The organism is Burkholderia stagnalis, from assembly GCF_039848545.1.
Taxonomy (GTDB): Bacteria; Pseudomonadota; Gammaproteobacteria; order Burkholderiales; family Burkholderiaceae; genus Burkholderia; species Burkholderia stagnalis.
Genome location: NZ_CP156685.1, coordinates 607,870 through 627,243 on the forward strand (window position 1 = coordinate 607,870; position 19,374 = coordinate 627,243).

The window sequence follows — 19,374 nt, forward strand, 5'->3', positions numbered from 1 at the left end:
GGCGCGCTCAGATCGGGCGCGTGTCGTCCGGATCGACCGGACGGCGCTGCGGCATCAGCAGCAGGTGGCTCGCGATCGGCCACAGCGCGGCCTCGACGAAACCGTCGACCAGGTAGCGCCAGCCGGGGAACGCGGCGCCCATCAGCAGGCGGATCACGAACGGCACGAGCTGCGCGACGACGAGCAGCGGCGTGACGTACAGCACCTGCACGCCGATCGGCATCCACAGCACGCGGCGATGGATCGTGATCGCGCCGTACGACAGCAGCGTGTAGGCGAGCGCATGCTCGCCGAGCAGGCCCGCTTCGTGCACGTCCATCAGGATGCCGAGCGCGAACGCGACGCCCATCCCGACCTTGCGCGGCTGGTGGATGTTCCAGAACAGCAGCACGAGCGCGACGAAGTCGGGCACGCCGGGCAGGCGGCCCCACGGCATCAGGTTCAGCAGGAACGCGGCGGCGAGGCTGAAGACGATGAAGTACGGGTTGACCGGCTGCAGGATGTATTGCGGACGGTTCATCGCTGGGCTCCTGGCTGCCCTGCCGCGGGCTTCGCGGGCGCGGCGGCGGGTTTCGTCGGCGCGGCGGGGGCGGCGGGGGCGGCATTCGCGCCCGGCTGGGCCGGGGCGCCGGCGGCCTTGTCGGCCGGCTTCGCGGCGCCCTTCGCGGCCTTCTTGCCGCCCTTCGCGTTCTTGTCGGCGGCCGGCTCCGGCTCGGGGCGCGGCGGGATGTCGTTCTGGTAATGCAGCACCAGCATCTGCCGCGCGCCGCGCACCGCGGCGACCGGCGCACAGGTCACGCGCGCGAACGCGGTGTCGGCGAGCTTGTCGACGCGCGCGACCTTCGCGACCGGCAGGCCCGGCGGATAGACGCCGTCGAGGCCGCTCGTGACGAGCTCGTCGCCGGCGACGAGGTCGGCGCTCGTCGGCACGAAGCGCAGGTCGAGCGAATCGCCGCGCGGGGTGCCGTAGATCACGCTGCGCAGGCCGGTGCGCAGCACCTGGACCGGAATCGCGAGATCGCGGTCGGTGATCAGCGTGACTTCGGCCTGCAGCGGGAACACGCGGGTGACCTGGCCGACGACGCCGTCCTCGCTGACCACCGGCGCGCCGACCTGGATGCCCTGCTGCATGCCCTGGCCGATCACGATCTTCTGCGTGAACGGGTCGGCCGTGTCGTACTGGATCTCGACGGGGGTCGAGCGCGTCGCGATGTGCTGGCGCAGCTCGAGCACCGCGCGCAGGTGGGTGTTTTCCAGCGTGAGCACGGCGGCCTGGTTGGCCTGCGTCGACAGTTGCAGGTTGCGCGCGCGCAGCTGGTCGTTCTCGTGGCGCAGCGAGGCGCCGGAGGTGGCGATCTCGGCCGCGCCCATGAACAGGTCGCGCGGCACGAGCGCCGCGCGCTGCAGCGGATACAGCACGGTGCCGAGCACCCCGCGGACGATTTCGAGCGTGTTGAAGCGCGCGTCCGACACCAGGAGTGCGATCGCGACGGCGACGAAGAAGATGAGCCGCGCGAGCGCGGGCGGGCCTTGCTTGAAGAGGGGCGGCGGACTGTATTCCATGGTCGGCGCCGGGCGCGAATGATCGGTTAAATGAAGCTCAGACGCGCAAACGGCGCGGCGGTTCGTTCTAAACGAGCGAGCCGGCCACGCCGCGGGTGCGTCATGTCAGGAGACTGCTAGACGATCACTCGTACGAGAAGATGCTGCCCAGCTTGTCCATGCGCTCGAGCGCCATGCCCGAACCGCGCACGACGCAGGTGAGCGGATCTTCGGCGACGAGCACCGGCAGGCCGGTTTCTTCCGCGAGCAGGCGGTCGAGGTCGCGCAGCAGGGCGCCGCCGCCCGTCAGCATCATCCCGCGCTCGGCGATGTCGGCGCCCAGTTCCGGCGGGGTCTGCTCGAGCGCGATCTTCACCGACGACACGATCTGGTTCAGCGGATCGGTGAGCGCCTCGAGGATTTCGTTGCTGGAGATCGTGAAGCTGCGCGGAATGCCTTCCGACAGGTTGCGGCCCTTCACTTCCATTTCCTTGACTTCGGAGCCCGGGAACGCGGAGCCGATTTCCTTCTTGATCGCTTCGGCGGTCTGTTCGCCGATCAACATGCCGTAGTTGCGGCGGATGTAGTTGACGATCGCCTCGTCGAACTTGTCGCCGCCGACGCGCACCGAGCCCTTGTAGACGATGCCGCCGAGCGAGATCACGCCGACTTCGGTCGTGCCGCCGCCGATATCGACGACCATCGAGCCCGTTGCTTCCGACACCGGCAGGCCGGCGCCGATCGCGGCTGCCATCGGCTCCTCGATCAGGTAGACCTGCGACGCGCCGGCGCCGTGGGCGGCTTCCTTGATCGCGCGGCGCTCGACCTGGGTCGAGCCGCACGGCACGCAGATGATGATGCGCGGCGACGGCGAGAACATGCGCGACTCGTGGGCCGTCTTGATGAACTGCTTGATCATCTGCTCGGTGACGGTGAAGTCGGCGATCACGCCGTCCTTCATCGGGCGGATCGCCTCGATGTTGCCCGGCACCTTGCCGAGCATCTGCTTGGCTTCCTTGCCGACCGCCTGGATCGTCTTCTTGCCGTTGGGGCCGCCTTCCTGGCGGATCGACACGACCGACGGCTCATCGAGCACGATGCCCTTGCCGCGCATGTAGATCAGGGTGTTTGCGGTGCCGAGGTCGATCGCCAGATCGTTGGAGAAGTAGCTGCGCAAAAAACCGAACATTCAGAATCCTGTTTCGCTCTGGGCCGGCCCTTCATAGCGAGCGCTGAGGGCGGCAGCGGAAAAAATAACAGCCTCGGATCGTGGCGGAAGCGGCCGCCGCGGCGCTCGAAGCTGCGAGTGAAGTCTACCGGGAGTCGCACCATGCCCGCACGGCTGGCCGAAACAGGGCGAAACGGTGCGGGAAAAGGCTGCCGGGTTTGGGTCGAACGCGTAATGATACCTTATAATTTCGCCGTATTTGAATCGAAACGGGCGGTATTTTTGCCGCTTCGTACCCGATTTTTGAGGGCGGGATCGTACCCTCCAACCCCCCGCCGCGGCACCGGTTTTCGCGTGCCGCGCCGCCTTGTTTTCCGGTGACCGCATGGCCCTGACCCTGACCGATGTGAAACGCATCGCGCACCTTGCGCGGCTCGAAATGGCCGACGCCGACGCCGAGCATACGCTCGGCCAGCTCAATGAATTCTTCGGCCTCGTCGAGCAGATGCAGGCAGTCGACACCACCGGCATCGCGCCGCTCGCCCACCCGATCGAGCAGATCCAGGCGGTTGCGCAGCGGCTGCGCGACGACGCCGTCACGGAAACGGTGAACCGCGACGACAACCAGCGTCCGGCGCCGGCCGTGCAGGACGGCCTGTACCTCGTGCCGAAGGTGATCGAGTAAGCGTTCGATGACAAGCGCGCCCGCCGTTTCGCGCGGCGCGCGACCCAGAATTCCCAGGAAAACCACTCAATGCACGCAAAAAGCCTGACCGAACTGCGCGCCGCGCTCGCCGCCAAGGAATGCTCGGCCGTCGAGCTGGCGCAGCACTACCTGAAACGGATCGACGCCGCGCAGCACCTGAACGCGTTCGTCCACGTCGACGCCGACCTCACCCTCGCGCAGGCGAAGGCCGCCGACGCCGAGCTCGCGCGCGGCGCGGGCGGCGCGCTCACCGGCCTGCCGATCGCGCACAAGGACGTGTTCGTCACGCGCGGCTGGCGCTCGACCGCCGGCTCGAAGATGCTCGCGAACTACGCGAGCCCGTTCGACGCGACCGTCGTCGCCCGCCTGCAGGCGGCCGGCATGGTCACGCTCGGCAAGACCAACATGGACGAGTTCGCGATGGGCTCGTCGAACGAGAACTCCGCGTTCGGCCCGGTGAAGAACCCGTGGGACACCCACGCGGTGCCGGGCGGCAGCTCGGGCGGCAGCTCGGCCGCCGTCGCCGCGCGCCTCGCGCCGGCCGCGACCGGCACCGACACCGGCGGCTCGATCCGCCAGCCCGCGTCGTTCGCGGGCGTGACGGGCATCAAGCCGACCTACGGCCGCGTGTCGCGCTACGGGATGATCGCGTTCGCGTCGTCGCTCGACCAGGGCGGCCCGATGGCGCAGAGCGCGGCCGACTGCGCGCTGCTGCTGAACGCGATGGCCGGCTTCGACGAGCGCGACTCGACGAGCCTCGAGCGCGACGACGAGGATTTCACGCGCCACCTCGGCCAGCCGTGGGCACCGGGCAACGATGCGGCGAAGCCGCTCGCGGGCCTGCGCATCGGCCTGCCGAACGAATACTTCGGCGACGGCCTCGCCGACGACGTGCGCGCGACGATCGACGCGGCGCTCAAGCAGTATGAGGCGCTCGGCGCGACGCTCGTGCCGGTGTCGCTGCCGAAGACGGAGCTGTCGATCCCCGTCTACTACGTGATCGCGCCGGCGGAAGCGTCGTCGAACCTGTCGCGCTTCGACGGCGTGCGCTACGGCCACCGCGCGGCCCAGTACGGCGACCTGCTCGACATGTACAAGAAGTCGCGCGCCGAGGGCTTCGGCCCCGAGGTGAAGCGCCGCATCCTGGTCGGCACCTACGTGCTGTCGCACGGCTACTACGACGCGTACTACCTGCAGGCGCAGAAGATCCGCCGCATCATCGCGCAGGATTTCCAGGAAGCGTTCAAGTCCTGCGACGTGATCATGGGCCCGGCGTCGCCGACGGTCGCATGGGATCTCGGCGCGAAGGGCGACGATCCGGTGGCGATGTATCTCGCGGACATCTACACGCTGTCGGTGAGCCTCGCCGGCCTGCCCGGCATGAGCGTGCCGTGCGGCTTCGGCGCGGGCGCGAATGCGCAGCGCCCGGTCGGCCTGCAGATCATCGGCAACTATTTCAACGAAGCCCGGATGCTGCAGGTCGCCGACGCGTTCCAGCGCGCGACCGGCTGGCACAAGCAAGTTCCGGCGGGGGTGTAAGCAATGACTCAATGGGAAGTCGTCATCGGTCTCGAGACGCATGCGCAACTGTCGACCGTCTCGAAGATTTTCTCCGGCGCGCCGACGCAGTTCGGCGCGGAACCGAACACGCAGGCCTGTCCGGTCGACCTCGCGCTGCCGGGCGTGCTGCCGGTGCTGAACCGCGGCGCGGTCGAGCGGGCGATCCGCTTCGGCCTCGCGATCGGCTCGACCATCGCGCCGCGCAGCATCTTCGCGCGCAAGAACTATTTCTACCCCGATCTGCCGAAGGGCTATCAGATCAGCCAGTACGAGATTCCGGTCGTGCAGGGCGGCCAGATCACGATCCAGGTGCCCGCCAATGAAAAGGCCGGCAAGGAAGCGTATTCGAAGACCATCAACCTGACCCGCGCGCATCTGGAAGAAGATGCGGGCAAGTCGCTGCATGAAGACTTCGCCGGGATGACGGGCATCGACCTGAACCGCGCGGGCACGCCGCTGCTCGAAATCGTCACCGAGCCGGAAATGCGCAGCGCGGCCGAGGCGGTCGCATATGCGAAGGCGCTGCACGGGCTCGTCGTGTGGCTCGGCATCTGCGACGGCAACATGCAGGAAGGCTCGTTCCGCTGCGACGCGAACGTGTCGGTGCGACCGGTCGGCCAGGAGAAGTTCGGCACCCGCGCCGAGATCAAGAACCTGAACTCGTTCCGCTTCCTCGAAGAGGCAATCAACTACGAGGTGCGCCGCCAGATCGAGCTGATCGAGGACGGCGGCGAGGTCGTGCAGGAAACCCGCCTGTACGACCCGGACAAGCGCGAAACGCGCTCGATGCGCAGCAAGGAAGACGCGCACGACTATCGCTACTTCCCCGATCCGGACCTGATGCCGCTCGTGATCGGCGCGGACTGGGTGGAGCGCGTGCAGGCCGGCATGCCCGAGCTGCCGGCCGCGATGCAGCAGCGCTTCGTCGAGCAGTACGGCGTGTCCGCGTACGACGCGGGCGTGCTGACGTCGAGCAAGGCGATGGCCGCGTACTTCGAGGCAGTGGTTGCCAAGGCCGGCGCCGCGAACGCGAAGATCGCCGCGAACTGGCTGATGGGCGACGTGTCGTCGCAGTTGAACCGCGACGGCATCGAGATCGACGCGATCCCCGTGTCGGCCGCCCAGCTCGCGCTCGTGCTGCAGCGGATTGCGGACGGCACGATCTCGAACAAGATCGCGAAGGAAATCTTTGCGACGATGTGGGACGAGAAGGCCGCCGACGAAGGCGCGGCCGACCGCATCATCGACGCGAAGGGGCTGAAGCAGATTTCCGACACCGGCGCGCTCGAGGCGATCATCGACGAGGTGCTTGCGGCGAACGCGAAGTCGGTCGAGGAATTCCGTGCGGGCAAGGAAAAGGCGTTCAACGCGCTGATCGGCCAGGCGATGAAGGCGACGAAGGGCAAGGCGAACCCGCAGCAGGTCAACGAACTGCTGAAGAAGAAGCTCGGGTAAGCGGCGCACGCGCCTGACCCGCGCTTGATGACGGGCCGCCGCCGAACCTGTTCGGGGCGGCCCGTTGCAACTGGCGCGCACGCGGCGTGCGCGCCGTCACACGGAGGAACGCATGGCGAAACAACCGTCGCTCGACGACTACCGGGTGCCGTACCACACGCGCGAGAAGGACGCCGCGGCGTTCACGCTCGACGCATTCGATCCGTCCGTGAAGCCGTTTTCGTCGGGGGCGAAGGAAACCGACCGCGAGCGGCTGTCGGCCGTGTCGATGGAACTCGACGTGCAGCAGGAGCGGCTGCACACGCAGCAGAAGAAGCGCGTGCTGCTGGTGCTGCAGGGCATGGACACGAGCGGCAAGGACGGCACCGTGCGCGCGGTGTTCCGCGAGGTCGATCCGCTCGGCCTGCGCGTCGTGTCGTTCAAGGCGCCGACGCCGATCGAGGCCGCGCACGACTTCCTGTGGCGCGTGCATGCACAGGTGCCGTCGGCGGGCGAGCTCGCGATCTTCAACCGCAGCCACTATGAAGACGTGCTCGTGCCGCGCGTGCTGGGCGTGATCGACGAGAAGGAGTGCGAGCGCCGCTACCGGCAGATCCGCGATTTCGAGACGATGCTGGTCGAGAACGGCACGACGATCGTCAAGTGCTTCCTGCACATCTCGAAGGACGAGCAGCGCGACCGGCTGCAGGCGCGGGTCGACGATCCGACCAAGCACTGGAAGTTCGACATCGCCGACCTCGACGCGCGCAAGCACTGGGACGCGTACCAGGGCGCGTATCGCGACGCGCTCGCCGCGACGTCGGCGGAGCATGCGCCGTGGTACGTGATTCCGGCGAACTCGAAGACGCACCGCAACGTGATGATCGCCGAGCTGCTGCTGCGCACGCTGACCGACATGAAGCTGGAATTCCCGCCGCCCAAGCCCGAGCTGGAAGGCGTGAAGATCCGCTGAGCGCGGCCGGCTACGATAGAAACCAGAGAATACTGAACGGGAACCCGACATGATGCGTGTGATTACCGCCAACCTGAACGGCATCCGCTCCGCCGCGAAGAAAGGCTTCTTCGACTGGCTCGGCGAGCAGAACGCCGATTGCGTGTGCGTGCAGGAGATCAAGGTGTCGGCCGACGACCTGCCGGCCGAATTCGTCGAGCCGCACGGCTTCAGGAGCTATTTTCACCATGCCGAGAAGAAGGGCTACAGCGGCGCGGGGCTGTACAGCCGCCACGAGCCCGATGACGTGATCATCGGCTTCGGCAGCAGCGAATTCGATTCGGAAGGGCGCTACGTCGAGGCGCGCTACGGCAAGCTGTCGGTCGTGTCGGTGTACGTGCCGTCCGGCTCGAGCGGCGACGAGCGCCAGCAGGCGAAGTACCGCTTCATGGACGAGTTCATGCCGCACCTCGCTGCGCTCAAGAAGAAGCGCGAGGTGATCCTGTGCGGCGACGTGAACATCGTCCACAAGGAAATCGACATCAAGAACTGGAAGAGCAACCAGAAGAATTCCGGCTGCCTGCCGGAAGAACGCGCGTGGCTCACGAAGCTGTTCGATGACGTCGGCTACGTCGACGTGTTCCGCACGCTCGATCCGCGCGCCGAGCAATACACGTGGTGGAGCAACCGCGGCCAGGCGTATGCGAAGAACGTCGGGTGGCGGATCGACTACCAGATCGCGACGCCGGGGATCGCGGGCACTGCGAAAAGCACGTCGATCTTCAAGGACATCAAGTTCAGCGACCATGCGCCGCTGACGGTGGATTACGACTACAAGTAAGTGCTGCCCGCGTACGGCGCGGATGCAAGTCGCCAGCAAAACGGGTCGCGTATGTCGCGGCCCGTTTTGCTTGGTGCAGCGGCCGCGTTACGCGCGGAGCGACGCCATATCGACGACGAACCGATACTTCACATCACTCTTCAGCATCCGCTCGTAAGCCGCGTTGATCTGCTGCATCGGGATCGTCTCGATATCCGACGTGATCCCGTGCTCGGCGCAGAAATCGAGCATTTCCTGCGTTTCCGCGATGCCGCCGATCAGCGAGCCCGCGAGACGGCGGCGCTTGAAGATCAGGTTGAACACCTGCGGCGACGGATGGTCGTGCTCCGGCGCGCCGACCAGCGTCATCGTGCCGTCGCGCTTCAGCAGGTGCAGGAACGGGTTCAGGTCGTGCTGCGCGGCGACCGTGTTCAGGATGAAGTCGAAGCTGTTCAGGTGCGCGTGCATCTGCGCGTCATCCTTCGAGATCACCACCTCGTGCGCGCCGAGCCGCTTGCCGTCCTCGACCTTCGACGGCGACGTCGTGAACAGCACCACGTGCGCACCCATCGCGCGCGCGAGCTTCACGCCCATGTGGCCAAGGCCGCCCAGCCCGACGATGCCGACCTTCTTGCCCGGGCCGACGTTCCACTGGCGCAGCGGCGAATACGTGGTGATCCCCGCGCACAGCAGCGGCGCGGCGCCGGCCGGATCGAGCGTGTCCGGCACGCGCAGCACGAACGCCTCGTCGACGACGATCTGCGTCGCATAGCCGCCGTAGGTCACGTCGCCGCTCACGCGGTCGCGGCCGTTGTAGGTGCCGACGAAACCGTTCTCGCAATACTGCTCGAGCCCTTCCGCGCAGCTCGGGCAGGTGCGGCACGAATCGACGAGGCAGCCGACGCCGACCAGATCTCCGGCCTTGAAGCGCGACACCTGCGGGCCGGTCGCGCGCACGCGGCCGACGATTTCATGGCCGGGCACGACCGGATAGATCGTGTTCTTCCATTCATTGCGGGCCTGATGGAGATCCGAATGACACACGCCGCAATACAGGATCTCAATCTGCACGTCGAGATCGCGCAGCGCGCGCGGCTGGAATTCGAACGGGGCGAGCGGCGACCGGGCGTCGGTCGCGGCGTAGGCATAGGTTGTGCTCATGCGGGGGCTCCTGGTTCGGCAAAAGTCGCTGCCGTCGCGCCATGTGGCGGCGCGGCGAGGCAGGACGCCATCGTACGGAGCGATATGTCGACACGAAATACCTGAAGGTCTCGAAGATTTGCCTATTTCTCTCGAAGTGCGGCCAACACCCCGCTAAAACGGTGTCAAAGTGCTACATTGCAAGCCTGTTTCTCTTGCCGGACCGGATCGCGCCGATGAGCTTCCAGCCCCTTTTCGCCGACACGGGCAACCGTGTACAGCGCCGCATGATCGACCTGCTCGCGCGCCTCGCGCCGAACGAAGGCATGGCGGCGGCAGATATCGACGGCGTGCGCTTCATTCGCGCGAACCGGCCGATACCGCGCATGCCGGTGCTGTACGAGCCGAGCATCATCGTCGTCTGCCAGGGGCGCAAGCGCGGCTATCTCGGCGATCAGTCGTTCGTCTACGACGCGCAGCAGTATCTCGTGCTGTCGGTGCCGCTGCCGTTCGAATGCGAGACATCCGCGAGCGCGGACGCGCCGTTTCTCGCAATCTCGATCCGCATCGATCTCGCGGTGATCGCCGAATTGTCGATCCTGCTCGACGAGACGCGCGGCGTCGCGCTCAGCGAGCCGCGCGGCGTGTATTCGACGCCGCTCGACGCGCCACTTGCCGATGCGGTGCTGCGGCTGCTCGAGGCGCTTGTTTCGCCGCACGACATGCGCGTGCTCGGCCCGTCGATCATGCGCGAGATCGCATACCGCGTGCTGACCGGCGCGCAGGGCGACGCGATCCGCGCGGCGCTCGCGCAGCAGCATCACTTCGGCCGCATCGCGCGGGCGCTGCGCCGCATCCACGCGGACCTGACCGCCGATTTCGACGTCGACACGCTCGCGCGGGAAGCCGGCATGAGCGTCGCGGTGTTCCATGCGCAGTTCAAGAGCGTGACGGCGACGTCGCCGATGCAGTACGTGAAGGCCGCGCGGCTGCACCAGGCGCGGCTGATGATGGTGCAGGACGGGATGAGCGCGGGCGCGGCGGCAGCGCGGGTCGGCTACGCGAGCGCGTCGCAGTTCAGCCGCGAGTTCAAGCGGCTGTTCGGCCGCAGCCCCGGCGACGAGGTGCGCTGGATGCGCGGGTCGGGCAGCCGCACGCTCGAGGAGCGCGCGGCCGTCGATCTGTCGGTCGAGCCGAAGGTCGGCGCATAGCGCGCCCCCCGTTCAGCGCCGCGCGACCTTGCGCCGCTGCGCGCCGATCCCCGCGTAGTCGGGTAGCGTCTCGATGCGCTTGGCCGTAGCTTTCGCGTACAGCGGCATCAGGTCCGGCAGCCGGTTCAGCAGATCCTGGCGGCGCGCGGTGCTGTACGGATGCGTGTAGATGTAGCCGGTTTCCCGGTTCGCGCGCGTCGCGGCCGCCAGCTTGTCCCAGAGCGTGATCGCGGCGCGCGGGTCGAAGCCCGCGCGCGCGGCGATGTCGCCGCCGATCACGTCGGCTTCGGTCTCGTCGGTCGGGTCGTAGCGCAGCGTCTGCAGGCGGCCGTCGAGGTTCAGCGGCGGCGGCAGCGGGTCGCCGACGCCGAACAGCGGCGGCAGCGTCGCCGCGCGCAGCGACGTCTGCGACGGATCGCTGAAGTTGCCGCGCGCGTGTTCGCGCAGTGCGTGCGCGATGCCGTGCGCGAGCAGCACGCCGAGTTCGTCGTCGTTCAGGCGGATGCGGTCGAGCATGCCGCCGTACACGAGGATCTTGCCGCCGGGCAGGCACGACACGCGGATGTCGCGCGAGCGGATCGCATTGACCTCCCACGTCCACGTCTTGACCCGGTCGTTCCATTTCACCGAATACGGCGCGAGCTTCGCGACGATCGCGCGCAGGCGCTTCACGCGCGGCTGGTTCTCGGCGAGCAGGCGGTTGCCTTGCGCGGCCGCCTGCACGATCTGTGCGTATTCGTTCGCCGTCAGCTGCTCGAGCACCGGCGACGGAATCAACGTGCGGAACGCGACCGCGTTGCCGAAGCGCACCTGCTGCGGCGTCGGCGTGTAGGCCTTTGCAGACGCGGCGGCGCCGGTCGGTTGCGCGGGTTCGGCGGCGGTGGGCGGTGCGGATGGCGCGGGCGTGGCCGGCGCCGGCGTGGCCGACGGTGCGGAGCCGGGCGCCGCGGCGGAACCCGCATCGCCTGCGTGCGCGGCGCCCGTGCCGAGCGCCGCGACGCCGACGCTCAGCGATGCGGCCAGGTGCGCGAGGCGGCGCAAGCGGTCACTGCGCACGGGTCGCCTCGCCATTGCGCGCGCTGCCGCGCCACGGCGCGATCTTGAACAGCAGCAGCATGCCGGGGATCGCGAGCACGGTGCACAGCAGGAAGTAGTCGAACCAGCCGGTCTTCGCGACGATGAAGCCGCTCGCCGCGGACGCGAGCGTGCGCGGCACCGACGCGAGGCTCGTGAACAGCGCGAACTGCGTCGCGGTGTAGCGCGGGTCGGTCGTGCTCGCGATGTAGGCGACGAAGGCGGCCATCGTCAGGCCGGTCGTGAAGGTTTCGAAGCCGTAGACGAGCGCGAGCGCCACCGTCATCGGGCTGAGCTGCGGCGTGACCTCGATGCCGACGACCGACAGCACCGACGCGATCGCGTGGCTCGCGGCGACCGTGAAGTCGTAGAGCGTCGCGAGCACCGCCGAGCCGGGGCCGACCTGCGCGAGCCACGCGAAGCCGAGCGTCGACACCATCTGCAGCGCGCCGAAGATCCACAGCCCGCGGCCGATGCCGATCTTCACGAGCCAGACGCCGCCGATGATCCCGCCGGCGACGCTCGCGACGAGCGCGGTGGTCTTCGCGACGATGCCGATCTCCGTGCGCGAGAAGCCGATGTCGAGGAAGAACGACGTCGACAGCGTCGTCGCCATCGTGTCGCCGATCTTGAACAGGAAGATGAACGCGATCACGAGCAGCGCGCCGGCCCAGCCGTCGCGCTGGATGAATTCGCGGAACGGCAGCACGATCGCGTCGCGCAGGTTGCGCGGCGGCGCGCCGACCACGTCCGGCTCGCGCACGAGCAGCGTCATCACGATGCCCGGCAGCATGAACGCGCCGGTGATCGCGAACACGACGTCCCACGGCAGGTGATCGGACAGGATCAGCGCGAGCGAGCCGGGGATCAGCGCGGCGAGCTTGTACGCGTTCACGTGCACCGCGTTGCCGAGGCCCTGTTCGGTATCGCGCAGCAACTCGCGGCGATATGCGTCGATCACGATGTCCGCGCTTGCGCCGAAGAACGCGACGAGCGTGGTGAGCGCGGCGACCGTCCAGATCGAATCGCGCGGCGACACGAAGCCGAGCGCGGCGATCGCGCCCGCGACGAGCACCTGCGTGAGCAGCATCCAGCCGCGCCGGCGCCCGGGCCGCCAGCCGGGCAGGCGCGGGAGGTAGCGGTCCATCAGCGGCGCCCACAGGAATTTCCATGTATACGGGAACTGGATCAGCGCGAACAGGCCGATTTCCTTCAGCTGGACGCCTTCCGAGCGCAGCCATGCCTGCACGAGATAGACGAGCGTGAAGAGCGGCAGGCCGGACGTGAAGCCGAGGAACACGCAGATCAGCATGTGCGTGTTCAGGAAGGCTCGCCAGCCGGGGTGATCCTCGTGAGCGGTGAGTGCGGGCGCCTCGTGTGGCGTTTTCGACATGGACAGAAACTGGGTAGCGTTGACGTTATGGCGGCGGGGGAGGCGGCGCAACATGGCGGCCGCCCGTGCGGCGCGGGCAGGGCCAGACCAGCCGGGCCTGACCTGACCGGCCATGCCTTGACCGGTCGCACCTGGCTGGCCGCACCTAGCCGGCCGCACCTGGCCGGCCGCACCGTCCGTCAACGGCGGCGCGCCGGCTCAGCTGCGCCTGACTCGGTAGACAGCAAGACTACCACGCCAGTTCGCTCCCCATCGAATCGGCTGCCCTTCGTGCAGCACGACGCGGTCGAGGATCGTGACGCCCACCTCGGGTGCGAGCGCCTCGAAATCCTTGATCGTCAGCACCCGCACGTTCGGCGTGTTGTGCCACTGGTACGGCAGCGATTTCGACACCGGCATCCGGCCGTGCAGCACCGACAGACGGTGCGACCAGTAACCGAAGTTCGGGAACGACACGATGCACTCGCGGCCGACGCGCGCCGTTTCGCGCAGGATCGCGGCCGTCTGGTGGATCGTCTGCAAGGTTTGCGACAGGATCGCGATGTCGAAGCTGTGGTCTTCGAACAGCCGCAGGCCGTCCTCGAGATTCTGCTGGATCACGTTGATGCCGTTCTTCGCGCTCGCGAGCACGCCGGCGTCGTTCAGCTCGATGCCGTAACCGGTGACGTCCAGTTCTTCCATCAGCAACGCGAGCAGCGAGCCGTCGCCGCAGCCGAGGTCGAGCACGGTCGAGCGCGGCTCGACCCAGCGTGCGATCGTGCGGAAGTCCGCGCGCGCGGACAGGGAATTCAGCGCCTGCTGGTTCATCAGATGCTCCGCAAAGCCCCGTCCTTCAAGGCGGGGATAAAAGGAGCGCCGTTGACAGGCAGCACTCCAGCGTTAAAGTGACCGGCATGATCCTTGTTTACCGCTACCGGGTGAAGTCGCTCAACGGACTGCTGAACCAGCAGAGCCGTGCGGTGAACTACGTCTGGAACTTCTGTAATGACACGCAGAAGCACGCGCTCAAGTGGGGCAAGAAGTGGCCGACGGGTTTCGATCTGAACGTGCTGACGACCGGCAGCAGCAAGGCACTCGGCATCCACTCCGGCACGGTCAACGCAACGTGCGAGCAATACGCGAAGTCGCGTAGCCAGCACCGTCGCCCTTACCTGCGCTATCGCGGCCGGAAATCGCTCGGCTGGGTGCCGCTGAAGGGCCGCGACCTGAAGCGCGAGGGCGACGCGTTTCGCTTTGCCGGCCACACTTTCCGTGTGTTCAATAGCCGGCCGCTTCCCGACGGCAGGATCAAGGACGGCACCAACTTCGCGCAGGATGCGCGCGGCAACTGGTTCCTCAACATCGTGATCGAGATGCCCGATGTTCCGGCGCGCCCGATCCGCTCCGGCGTCGGCATAGATCTCGGCCTGAAAGACTTCGCCACACTTTCGACCGGAGAAAAACTGCCCAACGACCAGTTCGGCCGGTGTGCGGCCGACAAGCTCGCGAAAGCGCAACGGGCGCGCAAACACCGGCGACATATCGCGAAGCTGCACGCCAAGGTGGCAAATGCCCGTGCGGATTTCCAGCACAAGCTCGCGCTCGATCTGGTGCGGCGCTTCGATTACATCGCGGTCGGCAATGTGTCGGCCGCCAAACTCGCCCGAACCAGGATGGCGAAGAGCGTCTACGACGCATCCTGGTCGTCCTTTCGAGACAAGCTCCGTTACAAGGCGATGGCGCACGGAGTCACGTTCGAGGAAGTCGACGAAAGCGGTTCTACCCAGTCCTGTTCGGCGTGCGGGTCGAAAGCCAGCACGACGCGGCCGAAAGGTATCGCGGGACTGCGAATAAGAGAGTGGGCCTGCAGTGAGTGTGGTGTCGAGCATGATCGTGATACCAATGCCGCATTGAACATTCTCCGATGCGGACGTGCATCGCCGGTAGCGGGAATCGCCCCTCTTTAGAGAGGCGACGACGTCAAGCACCCACCTCGTTGGCGATTCGTTCGTAATACGCGCGGATCAGGTTGTGATAGCGCGCGTCGTCGAGCAGGAACGCGTCGTGGCCGTGCGGCGCGTCGATCTCCGCGTAGCTCACCGTGCGCTTGTTGTCGAGCAGCGCCTTCACGATCTCGCGCGAGCGCGCCGGCGCGAAGCGCCAGTCGGTCGAAAAGCTCGCGATCAGGTATTTCGCCTTGGTCTGCGCGAGCGCGGCGGTGAGGTTGCCGTCGAACGCCTTGGCCGGGTCGAAGTAGTCGAGCGCGCGGGTGATCAGCAGGTAGGTGTTCGCGTCGAAGTAGTCGGCGAACTTGTCGCCCTGGTAGCGCAGGTACGACTCGACCTCGAACTCGACGTCGAAGCTGAAGTTGTACGCGTCGAGCGCGCCGTCGGCGCGGCGCAGCGCGCGGCCGAATTTCTCGGCCATGTCGTCGTCCGAAAGATACGTGATGTGGCCGATCATCCGCGCGACGCGCAGGCCGCGCCTCGGCTTCACGTCGTGCGCGTAGTAGTCGCCGCCGTGGAAGTCGGGGTCGGACAGGATCGCCGAGCGCGCGACCTCGTTGAACGCGATGTTCTGCGCGGACAGCTTCGGCGTCGATGCGATGTCGATGCAGTGCGCGACGCGCTCCGGGTACATCAGGCTCCACGCGAGCGCCTGCATGCCGCCGAGGCTGCCGCCCATCACCGCGGCGAAGCGCTCGATGCCGAACGCGTCGGCCACGCGCGCCTGCGCGTGCACCCAGTCCTCGACGGTGACGACCGGAAAGCGCGCGCCGTACGGCTTGCCGGTCGACGGATCGATGCTCATCGGGCCGGTCGAGCCGAAGCACGAGCCGAGGTTGTTCACGCCGATCACGAAGAAGCGGTTGGTGTCGAGCGGCTTGGCCGGCCCGACCATGTTGTCCCACCAGCCGGCGCTGCGCGGGTCGTCCGCGTAGACGCCGGCGACGTGGTGCGACGCGTTGAGCGCGTGGCAGACGAGCACCGCGTTCGAGCGCGCGGCGTTGAGCTCGCCGTACGTCTCGACGACGAGCTGATAGTTGCCGATCACGCTGCCGCTTTGCAAGCGCAGCGGTTCGGCGAAGTGCATGGTCTGTGGAGCGACGATGCCGATCGATTCCATTCGTTCCGCCTTATGACTGGGCGGCTAAACGGTGTCGGCGATGCGCGGAGTCGAAGATGCGCGGCTGACGACCTCTTTAGCCGCATTTGTAGTGAACCGCCGGGACGAAGACACATCAACGTTCCGGCCGGTTCGCGCGCCCGCAATCGAGTCAGCAAATCGGCGCGCTTCCGACCCGCCGCCAAGGGGGCGGCAGGTCGGCAGAGTATAGCGGAATTCCGCGAGGCGCGGATTTCGCGCCCCGCGGGCCGTCGGCTCGGCGTTACCAGCGGTATTTCGCCGAAAGCTGGCCCTTCACCACCGAGTAGTCGGACAGATTCCCTTCCACGCCGAGGCTCGCCGATACCGAGAATTGCCGGGCCACCTGCCCGGTCGCACCGATCCGGACTGCTGCCCGGTCGCGCGGCACGCTGAACGAGAATGCATTTCGGTCGAGCGTCAGCGAGCGCGAGCCCGGGCCGTGCCACCAGTTCGCTTCGATGAACGGCCGAAGTTCGCGTCCGGACGACATCGCAGTCACGCCATGCACACGTACGCCCAGGCGGGTGAGCACGTCGGTGGCGCCTTGGCCGTCGAGGCGGCCGCCGGGGGTGTCGTGCGCGTCCGCGCGATAGTCGGATACGACGAGCTGAGCCTCGGGTTCGACGAAGAAGCGCGTGTCGCCGCGCTCGTAGAAGCGGAGCGAATAGCCGGTCTCGATCGAGCCCGTGACGGTGCGCGACCGGTACGAATCGGCCGCGAGGCTGCCGCCGACGCTGTTCGCGTAGGCGCCATACATGAACCACGCATCGACGTAGGGGCCGGACAGGATGTCGCGGTTGCCGTACCACGTGCCGTACAGCCCGACGTTGTAGCCGGCGACGCTGCCGCGTGCGGTGGCGTCCGTGATCCGCTGCTCGATCGCGTTCCACAGCGGGCGTGTCGACCAGTTCGTCTGGCTGCCGTACATGCCCATCGCGCCGACCCGGATGCTGCCGCCGCGGCCGTCGTCGAAACGGAGCAGATCGGCGCCCGCGTGAATCAGGCGGCCGTTGCCCGACACGCCGCGGTTGCCTCCCGACATCGACGTGAACTGGCCCTCGGCGCGCAGCCAGGCGGCGCCGTCGAGCGGGCGCGGCGCGCCGGAGGCCGAGCGGAGCGAGCGGTCCTCACGCTGATGCAGCGTATGGATCGCCATCATCGCGGCCGCATCGGCGTTGGCCAGATAGGCGTCGGGTTCCGGTGCGATGGCGCGGGGCGGCGGTGTCGTTTCCTTGCCGATCGAGGATTCGTCGCCGCCGTCGCCGCCGGGCGCGGGGGCAGGGGGGATCGGCGGCTCGGGCTTCGCCGTGGACACGAGATACCAGTCTTCCGCCCGGCCCCCCTGTCCGCCGCGCGCGAGCATGTAGTCGTAGCCGCCTGCGGAAAGCGTGCCGAAGCCGTTCCGGTAACCGTCCGACGCCGCGTCGAGCGCGAATGCCGCGGTGTCGGTCGTGCCGCCGTTGCGGGTCTCGACGACCGGAATGCCGACCGTCGTCTGCGCGCCGTCGCCGCTCGTGCGCTTCACGACGATCCCCGTATTGCCTGACGCGTGCCCGCCGTCGATCACGAGTTTGTCGGTGGGGGATGCGTCGTCGCGTAGCGTCGTATGGATGAGCAGCCTGCCGTTCCGGGCTGCATAGTCGCCGGTGACGGCAAGCACGCGCGGTGTGCTGGCGTCGGGCCCGGAAAACGCGATGGTCGAGTCGTTCAGCACGACCGATCCGACCGTCGAATCGGCGGTGACGGTCCAGCGGCTGTCGGAGTCGAGCGACAGTGCGCGGACCGCGTCCGTCGCGCCGGCCCATGCTGCTGCACGGGACAGCGCGACGTCGGTTACGGCGAGTGTCGGGCTGCCGTCGTCGGTCGGTTGGTTCACGATGTCGCCGGCCGCCTGCGCGCCGCTATCGAGCGTCAGCCGGACCGGCGCGCCGGATTGCGCGTCGACGGACAGCAGCGTGCCGTTGCCGCCGGCGGCGCGCGCGCCGTTGCGCAGCGAGACGATCGCGCCGGCTGCGCCGATCGCACCGTGCTGCTCGCTGATGAGCGAGCCGCCATCGACGGTCAGCCTGCCGCCGTAGACTGCCGCGGCGTATGCCCCGTCGCCGGTCGCGCGCACGTCCGTGCGCAGCAGGTCGATCGTGCCGCCTCTGCCTGCATGGAGCGCGGCGGCGTCTCGGCCGCCCGTCGTGACGACGCCATCCGCGATCGAGGCGATCGAGCCTGCGCCGCTCGACAGCATGCCGTAGGCTCGCTCGCCGCTCGTCGCGATGCCGCCGCCCGTCATCTCGACGCGGCCGCCGAGCCGCGCGACCGCGCCGATCGAGCGCGCGCCGCTCGTGACGACGTGCGTATCGGTCGCCCGGACGAGCGGCGTCGGGTCGGATTGCTGCTCCTTCGACGTGTAAAGCCCATGCGCGCTTTCGCCGTGCGTGAAGACGCGCGTGCGGGCGAGTTCGACCTGGCCTTTGCGCGTGTCCACGCCGGTCGCGGCGTAGCCGTCGGTTTCCAGGCGCGAGTCGCTGAATGTGGCCACGGAGGCGCCCGGCATGAACAGCGTCGATGCAAAGTCGCCGGTCGTCCGGATGTCGGTGCGCGCCAGTGTCGCGTGGACGTCGTCGTAGCTGACGAACACACCATAGGCAAATTGCCCGCCGGTGCGGACCAGCGTATCGGCGACGTTCGCGATGGCGCCGGGCGCGTTATTCACCGCAATGCCATGGGCTTCGCTCCCGCGCGTCACGATCGCGCTGCCGGCGATGTCGGCACGGCTTCCGCCGACATCGACGTAGACGCCGTGCGCGTAGTCGCCGTCGGTATCGATCGAGCCGTTCTCGGCGAGCACGCTGCCGCCCAGGCGGATGTCGATGCCGGCGCCGAGGATGCCGCGGGTGCGGATTTCGGTGTCGCGCATTTCGATGCGCGAGCCTGCGCCTTCGACGGCGGCGCCGCTCGCGCCGTTGCCGGACGAGAACAGGCGCGTCTTGCCGGTGGTGGTCAGCACGCCGCCGTTGACGGCGGAAAACACCGGCCTGAGAGGGGCGGTCGTCGAATAGTCGCCGGGCGCGACTTCGTGCGCGACGCCGTCCGCGCGTTGTGCGCTGCCATCGGAAGCCTCGGCCACTGACGACGGCCACGGCACCACCGCACCCGCGAGTAGCGCGGATTGCGCGAGCCGCCTGCCGGCGCGCGCTTGATACAACCGAAACTTGGCATTCACCTGTTCACCTCGACTTGACTTGTACAGGCGA

Annotated in this window: 16 protein-coding genes; 7 read left to right on the plus strand and 9 right to left on the minus strand. The window is 67.8% G+C overall.

What is annotated here, in order from left to right:
- Positions 1-7: 7 nt before the first annotated feature.
- The 3 genes from mreD to ABFO07_RS02890 form a co-directional block, all read right to left on the minus strand.
- Positions 8-520: a rod shape-determining protein MreD gene (gene mreD, locus ABFO07_RS02880; RefSeq protein WP_017334618.1), complete on the minus strand. Its 513-nt coding sequence runs from the start codon at positions 518-520 to the stop codon at positions 8-10.
- Complete coding sequence (gene mreC / locus ABFO07_RS02885; protein WP_347468265.1) at positions 517-1,563, minus strand: rod shape-determining protein MreC; 1,047 nt, start codon at positions 1,561-1,563, stop codon at positions 517-519. Before mreC ends, mreD begins: the two co-directional genes overlap by 4 nt.
- 124 nt (positions 1,564-1,687) lie before the next feature.
- Positions 1,688-2,731: a rod shape-determining protein gene (locus ABFO07_RS02890; protein ID WP_004189550.1), complete on the minus strand. Its 1,044-nt coding sequence runs from the start codon at positions 2,729-2,731 to the stop codon at positions 1,688-1,690.
- A 364-nt stretch (positions 2,732-3,095) separates the two neighbouring features.
- Here ABFO07_RS02890 and gatC point away from each other — a divergent pair, with 364 nt between their 5' ends.
- The 5 genes from gatC to ABFO07_RS02915 all read left to right on the plus strand — a co-directional run bounded on the left by gatC (position 3,096) and on the right by ABFO07_RS02915 (position 8,203).
- On the plus strand, positions 3,096-3,395 hold the full coding sequence (gene gatC / locus ABFO07_RS02895; protein ID WP_017334616.1) for an Asp-tRNA(Asn)/Glu-tRNA(Gln) amidotransferase subunit GatC: 300 nt from the start codon (positions 3,096-3,098) through the stop codon (positions 3,393-3,395).
- 69 nt (positions 3,396-3,464) lie between these two features.
- On the plus strand, positions 3,465-4,955 hold the full coding sequence (gene gatA / locus ABFO07_RS02900) for an Asp-tRNA(Asn)/Glu-tRNA(Gln) amidotransferase subunit GatA (protein ID WP_059906721.1): 1,491 nt from the start codon (positions 3,465-3,467) through the stop codon (positions 4,953-4,955).
- Between the two features lie 3 nt (positions 4,956-4,958).
- Positions 4,959-6,431 carry an Asp-tRNA(Asn)/Glu-tRNA(Gln) amidotransferase subunit GatB gene (gene gatB / locus ABFO07_RS02905; protein ID WP_060362846.1) on the plus strand — a complete coding sequence of 491 codons (1,473 nt, stop codon included), beginning with the start codon at positions 4,959-4,961 and terminating at the stop codon, positions 6,429-6,431.
- Between the two features lie 112 nt (positions 6,432-6,543).
- Positions 6,544-7,383, plus strand: a complete 840-nt coding sequence (locus ABFO07_RS02910; protein WP_059881935.1) for a polyphosphate kinase 2 family protein — start codon at positions 6,544-6,546, stop codon at positions 7,381-7,383.
- A 49-nt stretch (positions 7,384-7,432) separates the two neighbouring features.
- Complete coding sequence (locus ABFO07_RS02915; protein ID WP_059563673.1) at positions 7,433-8,203, plus strand: exodeoxyribonuclease III; 771 nt, start codon at positions 7,433-7,435, stop codon at positions 8,201-8,203.
- An 87-nt stretch (positions 8,204-8,290) separates the two neighbouring features.
- On the opposite strand, the gene ABFO07_RS02920 is transcribed toward ABFO07_RS02915, so the two are convergent.
- The gene (locus tag ABFO07_RS02920; protein WP_059563674.1) at positions 8,291-9,343 is read right to left on the minus strand and encodes an NAD(P)-dependent alcohol dehydrogenase; all 1,053 of its coding nucleotides are present in this window, start codon (positions 9,341-9,343) and stop codon (positions 8,291-8,293) included.
- Between the two features lie 215 nt (positions 9,344-9,558).
- Here ABFO07_RS02920 and ABFO07_RS02925 point away from each other — a divergent pair, with 215 nt between their 5' ends.
- Positions 9,559-10,533: an AraC family transcriptional regulator gene (locus ABFO07_RS02925; protein ID WP_059960113.1), complete on the plus strand. Its 975-nt coding sequence runs from the start codon at positions 9,559-9,561 to the stop codon at positions 10,531-10,533.
- Positions 10,534-10,545: 12 nt separating this feature from the next.
- Here ABFO07_RS02925 and ABFO07_RS02930 read toward each other — a convergent pair whose 3' ends face one another.
- The 3 genes from ABFO07_RS02930 to metW all read right to left on the minus strand — a co-directional run bounded on the left by ABFO07_RS02930 (position 10,546) and on the right by metW (position 13,807).
- Positions 10,546-11,589, minus strand: coding sequence for a M48 family metallopeptidase (locus tag ABFO07_RS02930; RefSeq protein ID WP_059882063.1), 1,044 nt, complete (start codon positions 11,587-11,589; stop codon positions 10,546-10,548).
- Complete coding sequence (locus tag ABFO07_RS02935) at positions 11,579-13,000, minus strand: AmpG family muropeptide MFS transporter (protein ID WP_059563675.1); 1,422 nt, start codon at positions 12,998-13,000, stop codon at positions 11,579-11,581. The genes ABFO07_RS02930 and ABFO07_RS02935 overlap by 11 nt, the downstream gene beginning before the upstream one ends.
- Before the next feature lie 198 nt (positions 13,001-13,198).
- Positions 13,199-13,807: a methionine biosynthesis protein MetW gene (gene metW, locus ABFO07_RS02940; protein ID WP_059563676.1), complete on the minus strand. Its 609-nt coding sequence runs from the start codon at positions 13,805-13,807 to the stop codon at positions 13,199-13,201.
- 86 nt (positions 13,808-13,893) lie between these two features.
- On the opposite strand from metW, the gene ABFO07_RS02945 reads away from it, so the two are divergent.
- Positions 13,894-14,946 carry an RNA-guided endonuclease InsQ/TnpB family protein gene (locus tag ABFO07_RS02945; RefSeq protein ID WP_059563677.1) on the plus strand — a complete coding sequence of 351 codons (1,053 nt, stop codon included), beginning with the start codon at positions 13,894-13,896 and terminating at the stop codon, positions 14,944-14,946.
- A 13-nt stretch (positions 14,947-14,959) separates the two neighbouring features.
- Here ABFO07_RS02945 and metX read toward each other — a convergent pair whose 3' ends face one another.
- A complete protein-coding gene (metX, locus tag ABFO07_RS02950) occupies positions 14,960-16,105 on the minus strand; it encodes a homoserine O-succinyltransferase MetX (RefSeq protein WP_059563678.1) in 1,146 nt (381 codons plus the stop codon).
- Between the two features lie 262 nt (positions 16,106-16,367).
- Entirely contained in the window at positions 16,368-19,343 is a 2,976-nt protein-coding gene (locus tag ABFO07_RS02955) for an autotransporter outer membrane beta-barrel domain-containing protein (RefSeq protein WP_347468274.1), read from the minus strand.
- Positions 19,344-19,374 lie beyond the last annotated feature (31 nt).

Bases quoted from the DNA above. Each gene is read 5' to 3' on its own strand.
- mreD (WP_017334618.1), bottom strand. From the start codon at position 520: ATGAACCGTCCGCAATACATCCTGCAGCCGGTCAACCCGTACTTCATC.
- mreC (WP_347468265.1), bottom strand. From the start codon at position 1,563: ATGGAATACAGTCCGCCGCCCCTCTTCAAGCAAGGCCCGCCCGCGCTC.
- ABFO07_RS02890 (WP_004189550.1), bottom strand. From the start codon at position 2,731: ATGTTCGGTTTTTTGCGCAGCTACTTCTCCAACGATCTGGCGATCGAC.
- gatC (WP_017334616.1), top strand. From the start codon at position 3,096: ATGGCCCTGACCCTGACCGATGTGAAACGCATCGCGCACCTTGCGCGG.
- gatA (WP_059906721.1), top strand. From the start codon at position 3,465: ATGCACGCAAAAAGCCTGACCGAACTGCGCGCCGCGCTCGCCGCCAAG.
- gatB (WP_060362846.1), top strand. From the start codon at position 4,959: ATGACTCAATGGGAAGTCGTCATCGGTCTCGAGACGCATGCGCAACTG.
- ABFO07_RS02910 (WP_059881935.1), top strand. From the start codon at position 6,544: ATGGCGAAACAACCGTCGCTCGACGACTACCGGGTGCCGTACCACACG.
- ABFO07_RS02915 (WP_059563673.1), top strand. From the start codon at position 7,433: ATGATGCGTGTGATTACCGCCAACCTGAACGGCATCCGCTCCGCCGCG.
- ABFO07_RS02920 (WP_059563674.1), bottom strand. From the start codon at position 9,343: ATGAGCACAACCTATGCCTACGCCGCGACCGACGCCCGGTCGCCGCTC.
- ABFO07_RS02925 (WP_059960113.1), top strand. From the start codon at position 9,559: ATGAGCTTCCAGCCCCTTTTCGCCGACACGGGCAACCGTGTACAGCGC.
- ABFO07_RS02935 (WP_059563675.1), bottom strand. From the start codon at position 13,000: ATGTCGAAAACGCCACACGAGGCGCCCGCACTCACCGCTCACGAGGAT.
- metW (WP_059563676.1), bottom strand. From the start codon at position 13,807: ATGAACCAGCAGGCGCTGAATTCCCTGTCCGCGCGCGCGGACTTCCGC.
- ABFO07_RS02945 (WP_059563677.1), top strand. From the start codon at position 13,894: ATGATCCTTGTTTACCGCTACCGGGTGAAGTCGCTCAACGGACTGCTG.
- metX (WP_059563678.1), bottom strand. From the start codon at position 16,105: ATGGAATCGATCGGCATCGTCGCTCCACAGACCATGCACTTCGCCGAA.